Consider the following 19,812-nt stretch of genomic DNA (forward strand, 5'->3'; position numbering starts at 1 on the left):
GGCGATCTTCCGCGACCACCTCGACATCGACGGCATGGTCGGCCTCGAGCCTTCGCCCGAGGGCCACGTGCTGGTGCTGGGCACCGCGAGCCACCGCTACGAGGTGAACTTCAAGGGCCCGGGCGGCCACAGCTTCGGCGCCTTTGGCCAGGTGCCGAGCGCGATCCACGGCATGGGCCGCGCGATCGCCAAGATCGCCGAGGTACGCACGCCCAGTTTCCCCAAGACCACCTTCACGGTCGGCACGGTCGGCGGCGGCACTTCGGTCAACACCATCGCGCCCGATGCGCGCATGGCGATCGACATCCGCTCGGACGACATGGGCTCGCTGCTCGAGACCGAGAAGAAGATCCTCGCCACGCTCGACGAAGCGGTGGCCGAGGAGAACAAGCGCTGGAACGTGAACACGCTGAGCGTGAGCACCAGGCTGATCGGCGACCGGCCCGGTGGCCGCACGCCGACCGACTCGGTGATCGTGGAGGCCGCGGTGCGCTCGAACAGCGCCTTCGGCCACAAGACGCTGCTGCGCGGCGGCAGCACCGACGCCAACGTGCCGATCTCGCTGGGCATCCCGGCGATCATCATCGGCGGCGGCGGCAAGTCGGGCGGATCCCATTCGCTCAACGAGTGGATCGACGTGACAGACGGCTGGAAAGGCGCGCAGAATTCGCTGGTCACCGTGCTGGGGCTGGTGGGCGTTCAGGGCCTGAGCCCGGCCTTGCTGCCCAAACGCGCGGCGCGTACCAAGTAATTTGTCACGTCGTAAGCCGAAAGTCAGCAAGCAAGATTTCGGCAACATTCCACCGCCTGGGAAAATCCCGCGGTTCTGTCACACACCAAGGAAAAAGCCATGGGATTGCTCGACTCGGTACTCGGTCAGGTGCTCGGAGGCGCTGCGCAACAGCAGCCCCAGGGCGGGGGGCTCGGCGGCTTGGGCGACCTGGGAGGCCTGGCCGGCGCGCTGGGCGGCCTACTCGCCAACAACGGAAGCACGGGCGGCCTCGGCGGCCTGGTTTCGAAGTTCGAGCAGGCGGGCCTGGGCGAGGTGATCGGCTCGTGGGTCGGCAAGGGGGAGAACCTGCCGGTCTCGGGCGGTCAGCTGCAGGATGCGCTGGGCAGCGACACGATCGCCAGCATCGCCTCGAAGCTCGGCATCAATGCGCAAACCCTGCTGCCGATGCTCGCCACCATGCTGCCGGCCCTGATCGACCAGCTCACGCCGCACGGCAAGGTGCCCGAGCAGGGGCTCGGCAACCACGAGGATCTGCTGGGCTCGCTCAGCGGCCTGCTGCAAGGCCGCCAGTCCTGAGCCGCGAAGAACAACGCAATGATTCGGCGCCCGCGAGGGCGCTTTTTTTTGCTCCGCTGGCGCGGCACGGCGAGTTCGCGTAGAACCGCGGGCTCGCCCATCGTCCGCAACCCCCGTGCCGCTTCCTCCATGAATCGCAACCTCTGGCTGCTCGCCATCTGCCAGGGCCTGTTCCTGACCAACAACGTCACCTTCATCGCGATCAACGGGCTGGTCGGCCTCGCCATCGCGCCGCGCGGCTGGATGGCGACGCTGCCCGTGATGGGCTACGTGGTCGGCAGCGCGCTCGCCACCGGGCTGGTGGTGCGCAGCCAGCGCCGTTTCGGCCGCCGCGGCGCGTTCCAGATCGGCCTGGCCGTGGCGCTGGGCTCGGCGCTGCTGTGCGCCTACGCGGCCTTCTCGAAGAACTTCTGGCTGCTGTGCTTCGCGACCGTGGTCGCGGGTTACTACAACGCCAACGCGGGGCTCTACCGCTTCGCGGCGGCCGAGCTCGCGGCGCCCGACTGGCGCGAGAAGGCGGTCTCGCTGGTGATGGCCGGCGGGCTGATCGGCGCGGTGGCCGGCCCGAACCTCGCGGCCGCCACGCGCCAGATGTTCGCCGTGCCCTTCGCGGGCGCCTACCTCGCGCTCGCGCTGGTGGCGCTGCTGTCGATGGCGCTCATGCGCTTCATCGACTTCCCGGCGCCGCCCGCGCGCGCGCAGGGCGGCGGACGGCCGCTGGCCGAGATCGCGCGGCAGCCGGTGTTCATCGTGGCCGCCGCCGCGGGCGCGCTCGGCTACGGCGTGATGAACCTGCTGATGGCCGCGACGCCGATCGCGATGCAGATCTGCAGCCTGCCGTTCGAGGACGCAGCGCTGGTACTCGAATGGCATGTGATCGGCATGTTCGCGCCGGGCTTCTTCACCGGCCACCTGATCCGCCGCTTCGGCGCGCTGCCGGTGATGGGCGCGGGGCTGCTGCTGAACCTGGCCTGCATCGCGGTCGCGCTGTCGGGCGTGGAGCTGCGGCACTTCGCGATCGCTCTGTGCCTGCTCGGCGTGGGCTGGAATTTCCTCTTCACCGGCAGCACCACGCTGTCGCTGACCGCCTACACGGCCGAGGAGCGCGACCGGGCCCAGGGCGCGCTCAACTTCTGCGTGTTCGCGACGCTGGCACTGACCTCCTTCGCCTCGGGCGTGCTGGTGACGACCCAGGGCTGGCAGCTGCTGAACCTCGGCTCGCTGGTGCCGGTGGCGCTGACCGGCGCCGCGCTGCTGTGGCTCGCGCACACGCGCCGCCGTGCCCGCGGCGTGGCCTGAGCCACGACGGGGACCGACGATGGCGACCGGCCGCGCGAAGAAGCAGCGCGACGATCCAGGCGGCTTGCCCGATGGCACGGTCCGCTGGACGGCGGCGATGCGCGGCGCGCTCGCCGAATTCCGCAACACGCCCTGCCGCCAGTGCGGCGCCACGCTGTCCGACAACCAGCCGCTGCACGAGCAGCTCGACCACCTCGGCCGTCATCCGCAGCCCGCCTGGCAGCAGCGGCCGGCGCGGCTGCGCGTGCTCGAGCTGCATGGCGCCGACGCGTTGCCGCTGTTCCTCGAGCCCGCGCCGCGCAAGGAGGCGCTGGCCGACCTGCTCGCGATCCATCACGTCGACGCGGTGCGCTTCCTCGCGGGCCAGGTCCGGCATCCCGAATGCAAGACGGCGCTCGCGAAGCAGGCCGAGCGCTGGCCGCTGCTGGTGCTGCGCGAACTGCTGGCCGCCAACCCGGCGCGCCACCAGGCCGGCGCGGCGCTGGTGCTCGAGCTGCTGGCCGCGCATCCCGAATGGCAGGCGCCGCTCGAAGCGGCCTGCGACGAGCCCCGGCGCAAGGCGCTCGCGCGGCTGCAGGCCGACGACGGCGGTGGACTGGCCGATGCCGAAGCCGCGCAGTGGCCGGCCTTCCTGCGCGCACCGCCCTGGAAGGACAGGCAGGCGCTGCCCGCGATCCCGGTGCTGGCGCTCGATGCCATTGAACAGCCCGCTCGGCTGCACTGGCAGCACGCGGTGCCGCGGCGCCATCCCCCGGTCAGCGGCGAACCCGCGCAGTGGCTGGCCGATGAAGTGCGCGAGGCTCGGCAGCGCGGCGAACGCCAGTTGGCCGAATACCCGCGCCCGCACCACGCGACGCAGCCGCCGCCCGAGGCCCGGGCCTGGGACCGCCCGCGCAAGGCGCTGTGGATGCTGGGCCTGAAGGCCGAGCGCATCGAGGACGCGATCCGCGACCACGGCGCCAGCCTGTCGGCGGACGACTTCGGCAAGCCGCCCGGCGACTCGTGGAGCTGCGGCGACCAGCTCTGGCAGTTGCCCGAACCGCTGGCGATGGCGGTGTTCGCGCGGCTGCCACCCGCGAGCCACTCCATGGGCGACGCGGGCTATCTGCGGCCGCTGCTGCATCGCTTCGGCACGGCCGCGCTGCCGGGCCTGCCGCCCTATCTGAAGCAGGGCTCGCGCGCCATGTTCGAGCTGGCCGCGGCGATCGAATGGGACCGGCTCGCGCCCTGGATCGCCAAGGGCTTCCACGGCAACCGCTGGGTGCGGCAGGAAGCCTGCGCCTGGCTCGGCCGCTATCCCGCGACCGCTGCGCGCGGCTTGGTGCCCGACGCGCTCGGCGCACCGGGCATCGCACGCGATGCGGCGCAGGCCGCGCTGCGCTGGCTGCACGAAGCCGGCCATGCCGATGCGGTCCATGCGCAAGCTATGGCCTACGGCCCGGCCGCGGCCGAGGCCGTGTCGCAACTGCTCGCCATCGCACCCGAACACCTGCTGCCCGAGACGCTGCCGGTGCTGCCGAAGTCACTGCCGCTGTCGACCCTGCCGCGCCTGGTGCTCGCCGAGGACGCCACGCGGGCGCTGCCCCTGTCGCTGCTGCCCGACGTGCTGATGACGATGGCGCTCGGCCAGCCCGAGACGCCGTACCCCGGCCTCGCGGCGCTGCAGGCCGCGGTCGCGCCCGAGGCGCTGGCGCGTTTCGCACGCGCGCTGCTGGCCTGGTGGATCGGCAATGGCCGGCCAAGCAAGGAGCGCTGGATGTTCGCGCTGCAGGGCCGCCTCGGCGACGACGAGACTGCGCGCCAGCTCGCGAGCCTGCTGCGCCAGTGGCGCGCGGCGCTCGACCGCGTGCGCGCCTACGACGCGCTCGCGATGCTCGGCGAGATCGGCAGCGACGCCGCGCTGATGCACCTGGGCGAGCTCGCGCGCCAGACGCGCTACGCCGACCTCAACGCGCGGGCCTCCGCGCTGCTCGACGAGGTGGCGGCGCAGCGCGGCCTGAGCCTGGCGCAGCTGGCCGACCGCACGGTGCCCGAGCTCGGGCTCGATGCGCGCGCGGGCCTGGCGCTGGACTTCGGCCCGCGGCGCTTCACGCTGCGGATGGACGACCGCCTGCAACCCCTGCTGCGCGACGCCGCGGGCAAGCCGCTGAAGGCGCTGCCCAAGCCCAATGCCGCCGACGATGCGGCGCTGGCCGCCGCCGCGACCGAGCAGCTCAAGGAACTGCGCAAGCTGGCGAAGACCGTCGCGGCCACGCAGTTGCGCCGGCTCGAGACCGCGATGTGCGAGCAGCGGCGCTGGACGCACGGCGAGTTCATGGCCTTCCTGGTGCGGCATCCGGTGATGCGCGTGTTCGTTCGGCAGCTGGTGTGGGGGCTGTTCGACGAGAGCGGTGAACTCGCAGCGAGCTTCCGCGTGAGCGCCGAGGGCGAGCTGGTCGATCCGCACGACGATCCCTTCGCGCTGCCCGACGACGAGGGCGCGCGCATCGGCATCGCGCATCCGCTCGAGTTCGCGGCGCGCGACCCCGCGCTGGCCACCGCCTGGGCCTCGGTGCTGGCCGACTACGAGATCGTGCAGCCCTTCGAGCAGCTCGCGCGGGCGCACTTCGCGCTCGACCCGGCGCTGCGCGCGCAACGCGCGCTGCCGCAGTGGACCGGCCGCACGGTGACGAATGCCGGCCTGCTCGGCCTGGAAGCGCGTGGCTGGCAGCGCGCGGTCGGCGACGGCGGAATGGTCCATCGCTTCGGCAAGCCGGTGGGCGAGGGCCTGGCGATCTGGCTGCAGGTCGAGGAGGGCTGGTACGTGCAGGGCGCGGTCGATCCGAAAACGCAGCAGACGGTGGCGAGCGTCGCGCTCGAGGGCGCCGAGGGCCGCTGCCTCGGCGACGTGGCGCCGATCGCGTGGAGCGAGGTCGAGCGGGACCTGCAGCGCGCGGTGTGGGCGCCGGCGGCCTGAACGCCCGCGCTCAGGCCGCCGCGGGAAAGCGCCGCTCCAGCCAGCGCTCGAGCGCATCGAACACCGGCTCTGCCTCGAGTTCGTTGAAGAGCTCGTGATAGAGCGTCTCGAAGCCATGCGCCTCGACCTGCCCGCTGGCCGCGGCGGCCTGCGCGAAGGCCCGGCTCGCGGCCGGCTTCACGAGCCGGTCGTCGCCCGCGTACAGCAGCAGCGTGGGCACCGGCCATTGCGGCGCCTGGCGCAGCACGGTCTCGCCTTCGTAGGCCAGGAAGCGCGCGAGCCGGCTGCCGATGCGGTCGTGGGTCAGCGGATCGTCGCGGTAGGCCTGGACCACGGCGCGGTCGTGCGAGAGGAAGTTGTCGTCGAGCCCGTTGCCCACGCGCAGGTTGGGCGCGATGCGCGGCAGCACCGCGAGCAGCAGCTTCTGGACGCCGCTCAAGCCCGGGTCGAACCCCGGCGACGAGAGCACCAGCCCATCGACCGGCCGCACGCCGCGCGCCACCAGGCTCGCCGCGACCAGTCCGCCCAGGCTATGCCCGAGCAGCACCAGCGGCAGGCCCGGGTTGGCGGCGCGCGCATCGTCGATCACCAGCGCGAGGTCGTCGACCAGCCGCAGCTCGCTCGGCAGGCCGCCGCGCGCGCCGCTCGAGGCGCCGTGGCCATGGTGGTCGTGAGCCCAGACGGCGAAGCCCCAGCCATGCAGCCGCTCGGCCAGCGCGTGGTAGCGGCCGGCATGCTCGCCGAGACCGTGCACCAGCACCACCACGGCGCGTGCCGGGCCCGGCGCGGGCAGGCGGCGCAGCACCAGCGTTTCGCCGCCGGGCGCGGCGAGCGACACGCGCTGCGGCTCGGGCAACGCGGCCCGCGGGCTCACGCGGCCGCCGGTGCTTCCTGCGCGGCGCGGTGCGCGGCCGGCAGCGCCGCGATCACCTCGGCCACGGCGGCCGTGAGCTTCTTGGCGTAGGGCACGTGCAGGAACTCGTTCGGGCCGTGGGCGTTGCTCTTCGGGCCGAGCACGCCGCAGACCATCATCTGCGCGGTCGGGAAGCCGGCGCTCAGCATGTTCATCAGCGGGATCGTGCCGCCCTGGCCGATGTAGCCGCAGGAGGCGCCGAAGTGGGCGCGCGAGGCCTTGTTGAGCGCGTCTTCGAACCAGGGCGTGATGGTGGGCGCGTTCCAGCCGGTGGCGCCGCCGTGGCTTTCGAAGGTGACGCGCGCCTGGTAGGGCGCGTTGTCCTCGAGCAGCGTCTTGAGGCTGGCGACCGCCTCGGCCGCGTCGACCAGCGGCGGCAGCCGCAGCGAGAGCTTGAAGGCGGTGTAGGGACGCAGCACGTTACCGGCATCCTTCAGCGCCGGGAAGCCCTCGGCGCCGGTCACCGACAGCGTGGGCTTCCAGGTGCGGTTGAGCAGCGCCTCGACCGGGTCGGTGGTGGTCGGCAGCGCGAACATGGTGGAGCCGCCGCAGTCGTAGTGCGCCCACGGGAAGCGCTTGTAGACCTCCTCGCCGAGGATCGCGGCCGTGGCCTTGGCCTGCGCCAGCCGGTCGGGCGGCACCTCGCAATGGAAGCTCGCGGGCAGCAGGCGGCCGGTGGCGCTGTCCTCGAGGCGGTCGAGCACCTGGCGCATGATGCGGAAGCTCGAGGGCACGAGCCCCGAGGCATCGCCCGAGTGGATGCCCTCGGTCAGCACCTCGACCTTGAGCGTGCCGCTGGCCATGCCGCGCAGCGAGGTGGTGAGCCACAGCTGGTCGTAGTTGCCGGCGCCCGAATCGAGGCAGATCACCAGTTCGACCTCGCCCAGGCGCGGACGCAGCGCGTCGACGTAGGGCAGCAGGTCGTAGGAGCCGCTCTCCTCGCAGGTCTCGATCAGGCCGACGATGCGCGGATGGGCCGTGCCCTGGCGCTTGATGGCCTGCAGCGCCGCGATGCTGGCGTAGACCGCGTAGCCGTCGTCGGCGCCGCCGCGGCCGTAGAGCAGGCCGTTCTCGTACTTGGGCGTCCAGGGGCCGAGGTCGTTGCGCCAGCCGGTGAACTCGGGCTGCTTGTCGAGGTGGCCGTACATCAGCACGGTCTCGCGCATGTCGGTGCCGGTGGCGGGCACCTCGAAGAACAGCACCGGCGTGCGGCCCTCGAGGCGCACGATCTCCAGCTTCAGGCCCTCGACCTTCTGCGCCTCGACCCAGGCGGCGGCATTGCGCAGCACGGTCTCGAGGTGGCCGTGGGCCGACCAGTCCTTGTCGAAGCCCGGCGACTTGGCCGGAATGGCGATGTAGTCGGTGAGCTGGCGCACGATGTCGCCGTCCCACTGGGCGGTGACGTCGGACAGGGCCCGCTCGGCGTCGAGCAGGCCGGCGGGAATTTCGCGGTGCAGGGGAGCGTTCATCGGGGTTCTCCGCGGTGGGGTGGCGAGACAAAAGCCGCATTTTGCGCCCATGGCCGCGGGCGCGTAGAGTGCGGTCGATCAACCTGGAGGGCGACGTGAGCAAGGCATCGACGACTCGGATCAAGGTGGGCATCGGCGGCTGGACCTACGAGCCCTGGCGCGACAACTTCTACCCCAAGGGGCTCGCGCACGCGAAGGAACTGAACTACGCGAGCCGCCACGTCAGCGCGATCGAGATCAACGGCACCTACTACAGCACGTTCAAGCCCGACAACTTCCGCAAGTGGCGCGACGACACGCCCGAGGGCTTCGTGTTCTCGATGAAGGCCTCGCGCTTCGCGACCAACCGCAAGCTGCTTTCCACCGCGGGCGAATCGATCCGGCGCTTCATCGACAGCGGCGTGACCGAGCTCGGCCCCAAGCTCGGGCCGATCGTCTGGCAGTTCATGCCGACCAAGCAGTTCGATGCCGAGGATTTCGAGGCCTTCCTCGAGCTGCTGCCGAAGAAGGAGGGCAGCACGCCGCTGCGCCACGTGATGGACGTGCGCCACGAGAGCTTCATCGTGCCGGCCTACAAGGCGCTCGCGAAGAAGCACAAGGTGTCGACCGTCTTCACCGACGCGGACAAGTTCCCGTCCTTCGAGGAGCCCGAGGGCGAGTTCGCCTATGCGCGGCTCATGATGGCCGACGCGAAGCAGAAGACCGGCTATGCGCCGAAGGCGCTCGACGACTGGGCCGAGCGCGCGCAGGGCTGGGCCGGAACGGCCGCGAAGCCGCGCGAGGTGTTCGTCTACTTCATCAACGGCGCGAAGGAGCGCGCACCGGCGGCGGCGGCGGAATTGCTCAAGCGCCTGGGCTGGGAACCGCCGGCGCCGGCGGAAGAACCGGCAGCGGCACCGAAGACGCCCAGAACGCCGAAGCCGCCGGCTGCCGCGAAGAAGGCGGCTGGCACGGCGGCCAAGAAAGCGAAGACCGGAACGGCTTCGAAGAAAGCCTGATCAGGCCGCGGCTTGCCCCGCGGGCTTCGCGCCGAAGCTGATCTCGCCCGAGATCTGGCCGCCTTCCTCGATCACGATCTTGCCGTAGCGGATCTTGCCCGTGACCTTGCCGGTCGAATGGATCACGAGCTTCTCGCGCACCGTGAGGTTGCCGTCGAACACGCCGCGGATTTCGGCGATGTCGATCTCGGCCGAGCCCTTGAACTCGCCCTGCTCGGCGATCTGCATCAGGCGCGAATCCATCGTGGCCTCGACCAGGCCTTCGACCACGAGCGTGTCGCAGTCGGTGATCTCGACGCCCTTGAGCTTGATGTTGGGACCGACGGTGAGCTTGCTGCCGCCTTCCTTGGCTGCGGGTGCGGCGGCCGAGGCGGCATTGAGGCCGGCCTGGGCGGTCAACGAGGAGGGATTGACGGGGGAGCCCGAGAGGTTGGTGCCCGAGCCCACGAGCGGCGCGGGCCTGGAGGTCAATGCATCGTTTTCGCGGTCGCGCTTGCCGAAGAAAGGGGAGGAAGAAGTGGCCAAAAGAGAGCTCCTCATGAAAACGACTATCGTAAGAATGCACCCGGTACCTCTTGCACTTCATTGCGCAAGAGGCGTAACCGAATAAATCGATCGCCCGCCATCATCGCCCGATTCGGCGACGGTGCCAACCATGGGCGCATCGGACAATCCGCCACCATGACGACCTTCCTCTCGAGAGACACCATCGCTTCCCTCACGGCCGAGGCCGCGGCCGGCGACGCGCGCTTCGGCAAGCCCGAGCATGGCTGGCGCCGCTCGCTGTTCTCGGTGATCTTCGAATCCGAGTCGCGCGCGGGCCGGCTGTTCGACCTGGTGCTGATCGCGGTGATCGTGACCAGCGTGGCGGTGGTGATCCTCGACAGCGTGCAGGCCATCCACCTGCGCTGGGGCTCGGTCTTCGGCGTGCTCGAATGGTGCTTCACCGCGCTCTTCACGCTCGAGTACCTGGGCCGCCTGGCCTGCGTGAAGCGGCCGCTGCGCTATGCGCTGAGCTTCTACGGCGTGATCGACCTGCTGGCGCTGCTGCCGACCTTCCTGGCCGTGCTCACGCCCGAACTCGCCTACCTGATCGACGTGCGCATCCTGCGGCTTTTGCGCGTGTTCCGCATCTTCAAGCTCTCGCGCTATTCGGCCGAGTACCGCGCGCTGGTCTCGGCGGTGGCGGCCAGCCGCCGCAAGATCATCGTGTTCGTCGGCTTCGTGATGCTGGTGGTGCTGGTGATGGGCACGCTGATGTACGTGGTCGAGGGCCCGCAGCACGGCTTCACCAGCATCCCGGTGGCGGTGTACTGGGCGATCTCGACCATGGCCACGGTGGGCTTCGGCGACCTCGTGCCCAAGACCGACCTGGGCCGCGCGATCGCCTCGGTGATGATGCTGCTGGGCTGGGGCGTGCTCGCGGTGCCCACCGGCATCGTGACGGCCGAGATGGCGCGCCGCCCCTACGACGACGAAGGCACTGCGGCGGCCTTGCCGCTGGCGCCGCGCGGCGTGCTCGCGATGACGGCGCTGGCGCCCGACGAAGCAGCCGCGCCCGCCGTGCCGCGCAAGCGACTCACGCCCGCGGCCAGGCGACGCGCCCTTGGGCAGCATCGTCGAGGCGCGCGATGAAGGCCTCGGCCGCGGTCTCGGGCAGCGCGAAGACGAAGGCCACCGTGCTGGCGTGCGCCACCGATTCGAGCACCGCGCCGGCCGCGGCCAGTTCGCGCCGCACCAGGCCCTCGAGCGCATAGGGCACCTCGCAGCGCAGGGTGCGCTGGCGCACCAGCGGCACCAGGGTCGCGCCGGCCAGCGCCTGCGCGATGCTGTCGGTGTAGGCGCGCACCAGGCCGCCCGCGCCGAGCTTCACGCCGCCGAAGTAGCGCACCACGGTCGCGAGCGCGCCCTCGATCTGCTGGTGGCGCAGCACCTCGAGCATCGGCCGGCCCGCGGTGCCGCCCGGCTCGCCGTCGTCGTTGGCCGCCGACTGCCCGCCGGCCATCAGCGCCCAGCACACGTGGGCCGCGCCCGGGTGCGCGGCGCGCAGCGCGGCGACCACGGCCAGCGCCGCCTCGCGGTCGGGCACGGACTGCACGCAGCCGATGAAGCGGCTCTTCTTGATCAGCAGTTCGCTGTGGGCCGGCTGGGCGAGCGTGAACGCCATGGGCGGCGGGGCGCCTTCAGCCCCCGTGCTCGAACTTGAACACGGCGGTGCTGGCGCGCGCATTGGGCAGCCAGCGCACGTCGCGGCCGTCCTGCAGGCCGAAGGCATCGAGCACGCGCAGGTCGTTCTTGCGCGCGAGCACCTCGAAGTCCTTGAAGGTGCCCACGCGGATGTTGGGCGTGTCGTACCACTGGTAGGGCAGCCGCCGCGTGACCGGCATGCGGCCGCGCGCCACGCTGATGCGGTTGGGCCAGTGCGCGAAGTTGGGGAAGGCCACGATGCCGAAGCGGCCCACGCGCGCGGTCTCGCGCAGCATCACCTCGGCATTGCGCAGGTGCTGCAGGGTGTCGATCTGCAGCACCACGTCGAAGGTGGCGTCGTCGAACATCGCCAGGCCTTCGTCGAGGTTGAGCTGGATCACGTCGACGCCGCGGCGGATGCACTGCAGCACGTTGCCGTCGGCGATCTCGACGCCGTAGCCGGTGCAGCCGCGCTCGCGCTGCAGCAGCGCGAGCAGGGCGCCGTCGCCGCAGCCGAGGTCGAGCACGCGCGAGCCCTCGGGCACGAGCGCGGCGATGTGGCGCTGGATGTCGTTGTCGCTCACGATGCTGTCTCCTGGGCCACGCGCTCGAAATAGGAACGCACCACGCCCATGTAGCGCACGTCGTCGAGCAGGAAGGCGTCGTGGCCGTGCGGGGCGTCGATCTCGGCGTAGCTCACGTTGCGGCGGTTGTCGAGCAGCGCCTTCACCAGCTCGCGGCTGCGCGCGGGCGAGAAGCGCCAGTCGGTCTTGAAGCTCACGAGCAGGAACTTGGCGCTGGCGCGCGCGAACGCGGCCGTGAGGTTGCCGCCGTGTTCGCGCGCGGGGTCGAAGTAGTCGAGCGCGCGCGTGATCAGCAGGTAGGTGTTGGCGTCGAAGTACTCGCTGAACTTGTCGCCCTGGTAGCGCAGGTAGCTCTCGATCTGGAACTCGATCTCCTGCGTGGAGTAGCGATAGGCCGCGTCGTCGCCGCCGGACTCGCCTTCGACCGCGTTGCGCAGCAGGCGGCCGAACTTCGCGTTCATGACGTCGTCGCTGAGGTAGGTGATGTGGCCGATCATGCGGGCGATGCGCAGGCCGCGCTTGGGGATCACGCCGTGCTCGTAGAAGTGGCCGCCGTGGAAATCGGGGTCGGTCACGATGGCGCGGCGCGCCACCTCGTTGAAGGCGATGTTCTCGGCCGTGAGGTTGGGCGCGCTCGCGACCACCACCGCGTGGCGTACGCGCTCGGGGTACTGCAGCGTCCACGACAGCGCCTGCATGCCGCCGAGGCTGCCGCCCATCACCGCCGCGAGCGTGCGGATGCCGAGCGCGTCGAGCAGCGCGGCCTGGGCGTCGACCCAGTCCTCGACCGTGACCACCGGGAAGTCGGCGCCATAGACGCGGCCGGTCGCGGGGTTCACGTGCATCGGCCCGGTGGAGCCGAAGCAGGAGCCGAGGTTGTTGACGCCGATGACGAAGAAGCGGTCAGTGTCCAGCGGCTTGCCGGGCCCGACCATGTTGTCCCACCAGCCCGCGGAGCGGGCCTGGCCCTCGTAGACGCCCGCGACGTGGTGCGAGGCATTGAGGGCGTGGCACACGAGCACCGCATTGCTGCGCTCGGCATTGAGCGTGCCGTAGGTTTCGTAGGCGAGCGTGTAGCTGCCGATGGTCGCGCCGCTGCGCAGGGCCAGCGGGCCCGCGAACTGCATCGACTGGGGAGTGACGACCAACGAGGACATGAAATGAAAAACCCGGCCTCGCCAAAAACGAGCCGGGTCACGGCATCCGTCTTTAGCTGTATTTATCAAGCGCCCGCAAGCTGGAGCAAATCGGCGCGAGCGGCAGTATATCGCCGCGGGCCCGGGACGGCAGGCCCCGGGCTTTGGACGGCGGCGCTACCAGCCGATCAGCGCGACCACGCCCAGCACCAGGAAGATGACAGCCGAGATCGAGTGCACGAGCTTGATCGGCACCCGCTTGACGATGCGGTCGCCGAGCCAGACCACCGGCGCGTTGGCCAGCATCATCCCGAAGGTGGTGCCGACCACGACCCAGAAATAGGCCTCGGTGAAGCGCGCCGCGAGCATCACGGTGGCGATCTGCGTCTTGTCGCCCATCTCGGCGAGGAAGAAGGCGACCACCGTGGTGCCGAAGACGCCGAAGTGCGAGGAGCGCGGGGCATCGTCGTCGTCGAGCTTGTCGGGGATCAGCATCCAGATCGCCATCGCGATGAAGGAGCCGCCGAGGATCCAGCGCAGGATGTCGGGGCCGAGCCAGTGGGTGATCCAGTTGCCGACCGCGCCCGCGAGCGCATGGTTGATGACGGTGGCGGCGAAGATGCCCGCCACGATCGGCCAGGGTTTTCTGAAACGGGCTGCCAGCAGGAGGGCGAGCAACTGGGTCTTGTCGCCCATTTCGGCGAGCGCGACGACACCGGTCGCGACGAGAAAAGCTTCCATGAAAAAACGGTTCCTTGGCCGAAGGGACGCAATTGACCGTGCAACACCTTCGGCCAAATTTCCCGAAGTTGCACGGTCAATGGTCTCGCCAGGTGTTGTTCTTCACTGCCCGCGCCATGTCCTGTGTGGGGCAGGACAAGTCTGTTGACACGGGCCCTTCTCGTAGACGGAAGGCGGCTACTCCCCAATGACGGACGAATTCTAACCCTTAAGTGTCAAAGGCCCGGTGCGGGGCTTGGTTGGTAAGCGTGCGCTAACTCCAATAGGCAAAATCCGTGCTACCGCAAGAAGCAAATTCCTGCTTGCATTTCTTGTATTTCACCCATAATGCACGAGCCTCCCTTTTCATTTCGGGCTGGAGGCACTGGGTGATCGGACAGTTTCGCGCGACTCGGCGGCTCTCGTTTGAGTGATGCTAATCGGGACTCCATCGCTTTTCTTGATGTGTTTATAGGAGTCCCTTGATGGGCAACAAACTGTACGTCGGCAACCTGCCTTACTCGGTGCGCGACGGTGATCTGGAGCAGGCATTCGGTCAGTTCGGTGCTGTGACCAGCGCCAAGGTCATGATGGAACGCGATACCGGCCGCTCGAAGGGCTTCGGCTTCGTCGAGATGGGCAGTGAAGCGGAAGCACAGGCCGCCATCAACGGCATGAACGGCCAACCCCTGGGCGGCCGCAGCGTGGTCGTCAACGAAGCCCGTCCGATGGAAGCACGTCCCCCGCGCAGCGGTGGTGGCGGCGGCTACGGCGGCGGCGGCGGTGGTTATGGCGGCGGTGGTGGCGGTGGCTACGGCGGCGGCGGCGGCGGTGGTGGCGGCTACGGCGGTGGTGGCGGGGGTCGCAGCGGCGGCGGTGGTGGCTACGGCGGCGGTGGCCGCAGTGGTGGCGGCGGCGGTGGTGGTGATGGCGGTTTCCGCAGCCCCTACGGCGCCGGCCCGCGTGGCGGCGGCGGCGGTGGTCGCGGCGGCTACGGTGGCGGCGGCAACAGCGGCTACTGATCGCTTTCCAACAAAGACAAAAGGCTCCTTCGGGAGCCTTTTTCGTTGCCGCGGCCGGCGCGGCCCGGGTTCAGTCTTCGCCGCGCCGCTTCTTCCGTCCGCGTCCCTGCACCGCGCGGTCGAGCAGCGCATTGGGCAGCATGCGCATGATCTTGGCGATCACGCCCATCTGCCAGGGAATCACGCGATAGCTGGCGCCGCTCTCGATCGCGCCCAGCGCCCGGTCGGCGAAGGCCTCGGGCTTCATCAGGAACGGCATGCCGTAGCGGTTGCCCTGCGTGAGCGGGGTGTCGATGTAGCCGGGCAGCAGGGTCACGACCTTGACGCCGCTGCCGTGCAGCTCGCCGCGCAGGCTCTCGCAGTAGGCGACCACGCCGGCCTTGCTCGCGCAGTAGGCGCCGTGCCCCGGCAGTCCACGGATGGCCGCGACGCTCGCGATGCCGACCAGCCGCCCGCTGCCGCGCTGTCTCATCGCGCGCACGAACGGGTGAAAGGTGGCGGCCAGCCCGACGTTGTTGGTGGCGAAGGTCTGCGTCAGCACGTCGAGGTCCTCGCGCTCCGCGGTGTCGATGCCCACGCTGATGCCTGCATTGGCGATCACCACGTCGGGCACGCCCTGGCGCTCGATGCAGGCGACGCCGGCCGCCACGATGCTGTCGGTGCGCGCCACGTCGGCGCTGTAGATCAGGTAGCGGCCGCGGTCGAGGCCGCGCGCGGTGGCCCAGGCTTCGATCTCGCCGGTGCGGCGCGCGACCAGCGCCAGCCGGTAGCCCGCGTCGTAGAAGCGCGCGGCCAGCGCCTGGCCGATGCCGCTGGAGGCGCCGGTGATGAAGACGAGGGGCGACGGCGCGGCGGTCATGGCGCGGCGCTCAGCGCTTGCCCGCGGTGCCGGCCGCCTTGGCCGAGGGCACCATCGTGCCGCGCACGCGGCCGTTGAGGTTGGCGATGCCGGTCAGGTTGTCGTAGTCCATCGTGTCGGCGGTGAACTGGTCGGTGCCGCGGATCAGCGTGACGGGCTTGTTCGACTGCACGCGCTCGGTGTCGAGGAAGGCATGCAGGAAGTCGCCGCGGAACTCCAGGCGCGGCGAGGTCTTGCCGTTGGCACCGACGGCCGCGTCGCGGATGACGACCGCGTTGCCGAACAGCTGGATCTCGCTGCCGTCGGAGTTCGACAGCCCGCGGTTGGCGGTGGCGTGGGTGGTGAAGCCCTGCGGCGACACCGAGCGCATGCGCACCTCGTCGACCTCGATGGTGTCGGTGTCGGGGTAGTGCCGGCCTTCCTTGCCGAACAGCTCGCTGCGCAGGTCGCCGCTGGGCAGGAAGTTCTTGATGACGAAGCCGCGCATGAAGTAGTCGGGCTCGTGGGTGGGCGCGACCTTGGCGGTCGGCTCGAGCAGCTTGGGCGCATTGCGCACCAGCCAGTAGGTGCCGAGCGCGACCGCGGCCGTCAGGATGATCGGCAGGTAGATGGTGACGCGATCGAGGACGTCGCGCAGGAGGTTCCAGGCCTGCTTCATAGGGCGGTGTTCCGTGCGACGTCGAGCAGGCGCCGGTACTGTCCGCTGGCCGTGACCAGCAGATCGCAGAATTCGCGCGCCGCACCTTCGCCGCCGCGCGCGCGGGTCACGTAGCGCACGGCGTCGCGCACCTCGACGTGGGCATTGGCCGGCGCCGCCGCGAAGCCCACGCGCCCCAGCACCGGCAGGTCGGGCCAGTCGTCGCCGATGGCCGCGGCCTGCGGCCAGCCGAAGCCCAGCGACTGCAGCATGGCCTCGGCGGCCGGCAGCTTGTCCTCGGTGCCATAGCGCACGTGCTCGATGCCGAGCGCCTCGAGCCGCACGCGCAGCGGCTTGGAGTCGCGCCCGGTGATCACCGCGGGCAGGATGCCGGCCTTGCGCAGCAGCTTCAGGCCGTAGCCGTCGAGGATGCTGAAGCGCTTGAGGGTCTCGCCATGCTCGGTGAAGTAGACGCCGCCGTCGGTCAGCACGCCATCGATGTCGAAGAAGGCGATGCGGATGTCCTGCGCGGCGAGCAATGTCTCTGGCTGGAATTCGAAGGGCATCAGATGACCTTCGCGCGCATCAGGTCGTTGATGCTGAGGGCGCCGATCAGCAGGCCCTCGGCGTCGACCACCAGCACGCTGGTGATGCGATGCTGTTCCATCAGCTCGGCCGCCTCGACGCCCAGCGCGTCGGCGCGCAAGGTGCGCGGACCGCGGTGCATGACGTCGGCCGCGGTGAGGCCGCGCAGGTCACCGCCGGTCTCGACCCTCCGGCGCAGGTCGCCGTCGGTGAAGATGCCGATGGCGCGGCCCTCGGCATCGACCACCGCGGTGGCGCCCAGGCCCTTGGAACTCATCTCGCGCATCAGCTCGCTGAAGCTGGCGCCCGGCGCCACGCGCGGCACGTCGGCGCCGGTGCGCATGAGGTCACTCACATGCGTGAGCAGCTTGCGCCCCAGCGCCCCGCCCGGATGCGAGCGCGCGAAGTCCTCCGAGCCGAAGCCGCGCGCATCGAGCAGCGCCACGGCCAGTGCGTCGCCCATCGCCATCTGGGCGGTGGTGCTCGCGGTGGGCGCGAGGTTCAACGGGCAGGCTTCCTTGGCAACGCCGGCGTCGAGCACGATGTCGGCGTGCCGGGCGAGCGTGGAATCGGCGCGGCCCGTGATCGCGATCAGCGGCACGCCCTGGCGCTTGACCACCGGCAGGATCACCGTGAGCTCCTCGACCTCGCCGCTGTTGGAGATGGCGAGCACGAGGTCGACCGCCTTGATCATGCCGAGGTCGCCGTGGCTGGCCTCGGCAGGGTGCACGAACATCGCGGGCGTGCCGGTCGATGCCAGGGTGGCGGCGATCTTGCGGCCGACGTGGCCGCTCTTGCCCATGCCCATCACGACCACGCGGCCGCGCACCTCGAGGATCTTGCGCACGGCATCGACGAAGCTGTCGCCCACGCGCGCCTTGAGGCCGAGCACGGCTTCGGCTTCGATGTCGAAGGTGGCGCGTGCCCGCGCGAGCATCGCGGCGGGATCGACCACGGGGGGCGTGGGGGAGCTGGAGGGCATCGGCGGATTTTACGGGCCGCGCCCCGCCGCCCCGCGGTTCCCGGCGAGCCCCTACGCCGCGACCCGGAATGGGCCCGAAAGCCGCACCGCGCGGGGCCCGGCGGCGCCTCGGCCCCCCGTAAGCCCCTCGCCACGCGCGCACGGCTCTTGCTCTAGCATCGCCCACCATGTCTTCGTTCGATCTCACGCTCTTGTATCTGGTGGCCGCGGTGATCGGCGTGGTGGCATGCCGCTTCCTCAAGCTGCCGCCGATGCTCGGCTACCTGACGGCCGGCGTGCTGATCGGCCCGCATGCGCTGGCGCTGGCGCAGAACTCCGAAGGCATCCGGCACCTGGGCGAATTCGGCGTGGTGTTCCTGATGTTCGTGATCGGGCTCGAGTTCAGCCTGCCCAAGCTGCGCGCGATGCGCAAGCACGTGTTCGGGCTCGGGCTGCTGCAGGTGCTGCTGACGATGGCGATCGCCACCGTGGGCGCGCTGCTGATCGCCTCCTTCCTGCCGCCCGACTGGCGCCTGGGCTGGCAGACCGCGCTCGCGCTCTCGGGCGCGCTCACCATGAGCAGCACCGCCATCGTGGTCAAGCTGATGGCCGAGCGGCTCGAGCTCGAAAGCGAGCACGGCAAGCGCGTGATGGGCGTGCTGCTGTTCCAGGACTTGGCGGTGGTGCCGCTGCTGGTGCTGATCCCCGCGCTGGGCGCGCCGCCCGAGGCGCTGGCCAAGGCGCTGGGCTTCGCGCTGCTCAAGGCCTGCCTGCTGATCGGCGTGCTGCTGTATGGCGGGCCGCGCGTGATGCGCTGGTGGCTCACCCTGGTGGCGCGGCGGCGCAGCGAGGAGCTGTTCATCCTCAACGTGCTGCTGGTCACGCTGGGGCTGGCGTGGCTCACCGAATTCGCGGGCCTGAGCCTGGCGCTGGGCGCCTTCATCGCGGGCATGCTGGTCTCGGAGACCGAGTACAAGCACCAGGTCGAGACCGACATCCGCCCCTTCCACGACGTGCTGCTGGGCCTGTTCTTCATCACCGTGGGCATGTCGCTCGACTGGCACATCGTGGTCGAGCGCTGGCTGCTGGTGGCGGTGCTGCTGCTGGTGCCGCTGCTGTTCAAGCTGGGCCTCGTGACCTTGCTCGCGCGCGGGTTGGGCGCGACCTCGGGCGTGTCGCTGCGCACCGGCCTCTACCTCGCGCAGGCCGGCGAGTTCGGCTTCGTGCTGCTGACGCTGGCCCAGGAACGCAGCCTGCTGCCGCCCTGGCTGGCCAACCCGGTGCTGGCCTCGATGGTGCTGTCGATGCTGGCGACGCCCTTCATCGTGATGTACAGCAACGCGATCGTGCGCAAGCTGGTGGCCAGCGACTGGCTGCAGCAGTCGCTGCAGATGACGACCATCGCGCGCAAGACCATCAACACGGCGCGCCACGTGATCATCTGCGGCTATGGCCGCTGCGGCCAGAACCTCGCGCGCATCCTCGAGCGCGAAGGCATTCCCTACATGGCGCTCGACCTCGACCCCGACCGCGTGCGGCAGGCCGCCGCGGCCGGCGACTCGGTGGTGTTCGGCGACGCCGCGCGGCTGCAGGCGCTGATGGCCGCGGGCCTGGCGCGTGCCAGCGCGGTGGTCGTGACCTACCTCGACGTGCCCGGCGCGATGAAGGTGCTGGCCAACACCCGTGCCCATGCGCCGCAGGTGCCGGTGATCGTGCGCACCCAGGACGACCATGACCTCGAGAAGCTGCAGGCCGCCGGCGCGACCGAGGTGGTCCCCGAGGCGATCGAGGGCTCGCTGATGCTCGCCAGCCATGCGCTGGCGCTGGTCGGCGTGCCGATGCGGCGCGTGATCCGCGTGGTGCAGGACCAGCGCGACGCGCGCTACAACCTGCTGCGCGGCTACTTCCACGGCGCCGACGACGACAACGCCGACGAACTCGACCATGAACGCCTGAACACCTTCACGCTCACGGAAGGCGCGCGCGCCATCGGCCAGACGCTGGAACGGCTGTCGCTGCAGGGCCTGGGCGTGCGGGTGGCGAGCCTGCGGCGCCAGGACGGCCAGGCGCGCGTGCCGGCCGACGACACGGTGCTCTCGGACGGCGACACGCTGGTGCTGTCGGGCAAGCCGGCCGCGCTGGCGATGGCGATCGACCGGCTGCAGAAAGGCTGAGCC

The 19,812-nt window shown here is 70.4% G+C and carries 19 protein-coding genes and 1 riboswitch; of the genes, 8 read left to right on the forward strand and 11 right to left on the reverse strand.

Translation table 11 applies throughout. The features are described 5' to 3' along the window. The 4 genes from KV106_RS20850 to KV106_RS20865 form a co-directional block, all read left to right on the forward strand. Positions 1 to 751 (forward strand): peptidase dimerization domain-containing protein (locus KV106_RS20850; RefSeq protein WP_261212074.1); only part of this gene is annotated, 751 nt, incomplete at its 5' end. A 99-nt stretch (positions 752 to 850) separates the two neighbouring features. Then, entirely contained in the window at positions 851 to 1,309 is a 459-nt protein-coding gene (locus tag KV106_RS20855) for a YidB family protein (RefSeq protein ID WP_057597353.1), read from the forward strand. Positions 1,310 to 1,438: 129 nt separating this feature from the next. Beyond that, complete coding sequence (locus KV106_RS20860; protein WP_261212076.1) at positions 1,439 to 2,608, forward strand: MFS transporter; 1,170 nt, start codon at positions 1,439 to 1,441, stop codon at positions 2,606 to 2,608. A gap of 19 nt (positions 2,609 to 2,627) precedes the next feature. Continuing rightward, positions 2,628 to 5,564, forward strand: a complete 2,937-nt coding sequence (locus tag KV106_RS20865) for a DUF4132 domain-containing protein (RefSeq protein WP_261212078.1) — start codon at positions 2,628 to 2,630, stop codon at positions 5,562 to 5,564. Positions 5,565 to 5,574: 10 nt separating this feature from the next. Here the strand turns inward: KV106_RS20865 and KV106_RS20870 are convergent, their stop codons facing one another. Next, on the reverse strand, positions 5,575 to 6,438 hold the full coding sequence (locus KV106_RS20870; protein ID WP_261212079.1) for an alpha/beta hydrolase: 864 nt from the start codon (positions 6,436 to 6,438) through the stop codon (positions 5,575 to 5,577). Further along, the gene (locus KV106_RS20875; protein WP_261212080.1) at positions 6,435 to 7,946 is read right to left on the reverse strand and encodes a M20 family metallopeptidase; all 1,512 of its coding nucleotides are present in this window, start codon (positions 7,944 to 7,946) and stop codon (positions 6,435 to 6,437) included. The genes KV106_RS20870 and KV106_RS20875 overlap by 4 nt, the downstream gene beginning before the upstream one ends. Positions 7,947 to 8,041: 95 nt before the next feature. On the opposite strand from KV106_RS20875, the gene KV106_RS20880 reads away from it, so the two are divergent. Then, positions 8,042 to 8,944 (forward strand): DUF72 domain-containing protein, encoded by a 903-nt coding sequence (locus tag KV106_RS20880; protein ID WP_261212082.1) that lies wholly within the window; start codon positions 8,042 to 8,044, stop codon positions 8,942 to 8,944. On the opposite strand, the gene KV106_RS20885 is transcribed toward KV106_RS20880, so the two are convergent. After that, a complete protein-coding gene (locus KV106_RS20885; protein ID WP_261212084.1) occupies positions 8,945 to 9,469 on the reverse strand; it encodes a bactofilin family protein in 525 nt (174 codons plus the stop codon). It abuts the gene before it with no gap. Between the two features lie 156 nt (positions 9,470 to 9,625). Between KV106_RS20885 and KV106_RS20890 the strand changes: the two genes are divergently transcribed. Next, positions 9,626 to 10,579 (forward strand): ion transporter, encoded by a 954-nt coding sequence (locus KV106_RS20890; RefSeq protein WP_057597359.1) that lies wholly within the window; start codon positions 9,626 to 9,628, stop codon positions 10,577 to 10,579. On the opposite strand, the gene KV106_RS20895 is transcribed toward KV106_RS20890, so the two are convergent. The 4 genes from KV106_RS20895 to KV106_RS20910 form a co-directional block, all read right to left on the reverse strand. Further along, positions 10,524 to 11,111: an IMPACT family protein gene (locus tag KV106_RS20895; RefSeq protein WP_261212086.1), complete on the reverse strand. Its 588-nt coding sequence runs from the start codon at positions 11,109 to 11,111 to the stop codon at positions 10,524 to 10,526. The genes KV106_RS20890 and KV106_RS20895 overlap by 56 nt on opposite strands. Before the next feature lie 16 nt (positions 11,112 to 11,127). After that, entirely contained in the window at positions 11,128 to 11,715 is a 588-nt protein-coding gene (gene metW / locus KV106_RS20900; RefSeq protein ID WP_261212088.1) for a methionine biosynthesis protein MetW, read from the reverse strand. Then, positions 11,712 to 12,872 (reverse strand): homoserine O-succinyltransferase MetX, encoded by a 1,161-nt coding sequence (gene metX, locus KV106_RS20905; protein ID WP_057597362.1) that lies wholly within the window; start codon positions 12,870 to 12,872, stop codon positions 11,712 to 11,714. The genes metW and metX overlap by 4 nt, the downstream gene beginning before the upstream one ends. A 156-nt stretch (positions 12,873 to 13,028) precedes the next feature. After that, entirely contained in the window at positions 13,029 to 13,592 is a 564-nt protein-coding gene (locus KV106_RS20910; protein WP_057597363.1) for a TMEM165/GDT1 family protein, read from the reverse strand. A 90-nt stretch (positions 13,593 to 13,682) separates the two neighbouring features. Then, a riboswitch (yybP-ykoY riboswitch) is annotated at positions 13,683 to 13,790 on the reverse strand. Positions 13,791 to 14,056: 266 nt separating this feature from the next. On the opposite strand from KV106_RS20910, the gene KV106_RS20915 reads away from it, so the two are divergent. Further along, positions 14,057 to 14,593 carry an RNA recognition motif domain-containing protein gene (locus tag KV106_RS20915; RefSeq protein WP_261212091.1) on the forward strand — a complete coding sequence of 179 codons (537 nt, stop codon included), beginning with the start codon at positions 14,057 to 14,059 and terminating at the stop codon, positions 14,591 to 14,593. Between the two features lie 70 nt (positions 14,594 to 14,663). On the opposite strand, the gene KV106_RS20920 is transcribed toward KV106_RS20915, so the two are convergent. Genes KV106_RS20920 through KV106_RS20935 form a run of 4 tightly spaced genes read right to left on the reverse strand, consistent with a single transcriptional unit; the run spans position 14,664 to position 17,656 of the window. Next, positions 14,664 to 15,452: an SDR family oxidoreductase gene (locus KV106_RS20920; protein ID WP_057597891.1), complete on the reverse strand. Its 789-nt coding sequence runs from the start codon at positions 15,450 to 15,452 to the stop codon at positions 14,664 to 14,666. 10 nt (positions 15,453 to 15,462) lie between these two features. Next, complete coding sequence (lptC, locus tag KV106_RS20925) at positions 15,463 to 16,110, reverse strand: LPS export ABC transporter periplasmic protein LptC (RefSeq protein ID WP_057597890.1); 648 nt, start codon at positions 16,108 to 16,110, stop codon at positions 15,463 to 15,465. Next, complete coding sequence (locus KV106_RS20930) at positions 16,107 to 16,655, reverse strand: KdsC family phosphatase (RefSeq protein WP_093343582.1); 549 nt, start codon at positions 16,653 to 16,655, stop codon at positions 16,107 to 16,109. The genes lptC and KV106_RS20930 overlap by 4 nt, the downstream gene beginning before the upstream one ends. After that, positions 16,655 to 17,656, reverse strand: a complete 1,002-nt coding sequence (locus tag KV106_RS20935) for a KpsF/GutQ family sugar-phosphate isomerase (protein ID WP_261212095.1) — start codon at positions 17,654 to 17,656, stop codon at positions 16,655 to 16,657. The genes KV106_RS20930 and KV106_RS20935 overlap by 1 nt, the downstream gene beginning before the upstream one ends. 167 nt (positions 17,657 to 17,823) lie before the next feature. Between KV106_RS20935 and KV106_RS20940 the strand changes: the two genes are divergently transcribed. Beyond that, a complete protein-coding gene (locus tag KV106_RS20940; RefSeq protein WP_057597735.1) occupies positions 17,824 to 19,809 on the forward strand; it encodes a monovalent cation:proton antiporter family protein in 1,986 nt (661 codons plus the stop codon). The last annotated feature ends 3 nt before the right edge of the window (positions 19,810 to 19,812 follow it).

Origin of the sequence: Variovorax endophyticus, assembly GCF_025376855.1 — a bacterium.
Taxonomy (GTDB): Bacteria; Pseudomonadota; Gammaproteobacteria; order Burkholderiales; family Burkholderiaceae_C; genus Variovorax.

Excerpts from the sequence above, each read along its gene's own strand:
- KV106_RS20855 (WP_057597353.1), top strand. The coding sequence starts at position 851 with ATGGGATTGCTCGACTCGGTACTCGGTCAGGTGCTCGGAGGCGCTGCG.
- KV106_RS20860 (WP_261212076.1), top strand. The coding sequence starts at position 1,439 with ATGAATCGCAACCTCTGGCTGCTCGCCATCTGCCAGGGCCTGTTCCTG.
- KV106_RS20865 (WP_261212078.1), top strand. The coding sequence starts at position 2,628 with ATGGCGACCGGCCGCGCGAAGAAGCAGCGCGACGATCCAGGCGGCTTG.
- KV106_RS20875 (WP_261212080.1), bottom strand. The coding sequence starts at position 7,946 with ATGAACGCTCCCCTGCACCGCGAAATTCCCGCCGGCCTGCTCGACGCC.
- KV106_RS20890 (WP_057597359.1), top strand. The coding sequence starts at position 9,626 with ATGACGACCTTCCTCTCGAGAGACACCATCGCTTCCCTCACGGCCGAG.
- KV106_RS20895 (WP_261212086.1), bottom strand. The coding sequence starts at position 11,111 with ATGGCGTTCACGCTCGCCCAGCCGGCCCACAGCGAACTGCTGATCAAG.
- metX (WP_057597362.1), bottom strand. The coding sequence starts at position 12,872 with ATGTCCTCGTTGGTCGTCACTCCCCAGTCGATGCAGTTCGCGGGCCCG.
- KV106_RS20910 (WP_057597363.1), bottom strand. The coding sequence starts at position 13,592 with ATGGAAGCTTTTCTCGTCGCGACCGGTGTCGTCGCGCTCGCCGAAATG.
- KV106_RS20915 (WP_261212091.1), top strand. The coding sequence starts at position 14,057 with ATGGGCAACAAACTGTACGTCGGCAACCTGCCTTACTCGGTGCGCGAC.
- KV106_RS20920 (WP_057597891.1), bottom strand. The coding sequence starts at position 15,452 with ATGACCGCCGCGCCGTCGCCCCTCGTCTTCATCACCGGCGCCTCCAGC.
- lptC (WP_057597890.1), bottom strand. The coding sequence starts at position 16,110 with ATGAAGCAGGCCTGGAACCTCCTGCGCGACGTCCTCGATCGCGTCACC.
- KV106_RS20930 (WP_093343582.1), bottom strand. The coding sequence starts at position 16,655 with ATGCCCTTCGAATTCCAGCCAGAGACATTGCTCGCCGCGCAGGACATC.
- KV106_RS20935 (WP_261212095.1), bottom strand. The coding sequence starts at position 17,656 with ATGCCCTCCAGCTCCCCCACGCCCCCCGTGGTCGATCCCGCCGCGATG.
- KV106_RS20940 (WP_057597735.1), top strand. The coding sequence starts at position 17,824 with ATGTCTTCGTTCGATCTCACGCTCTTGTATCTGGTGGCCGCGGTGATC.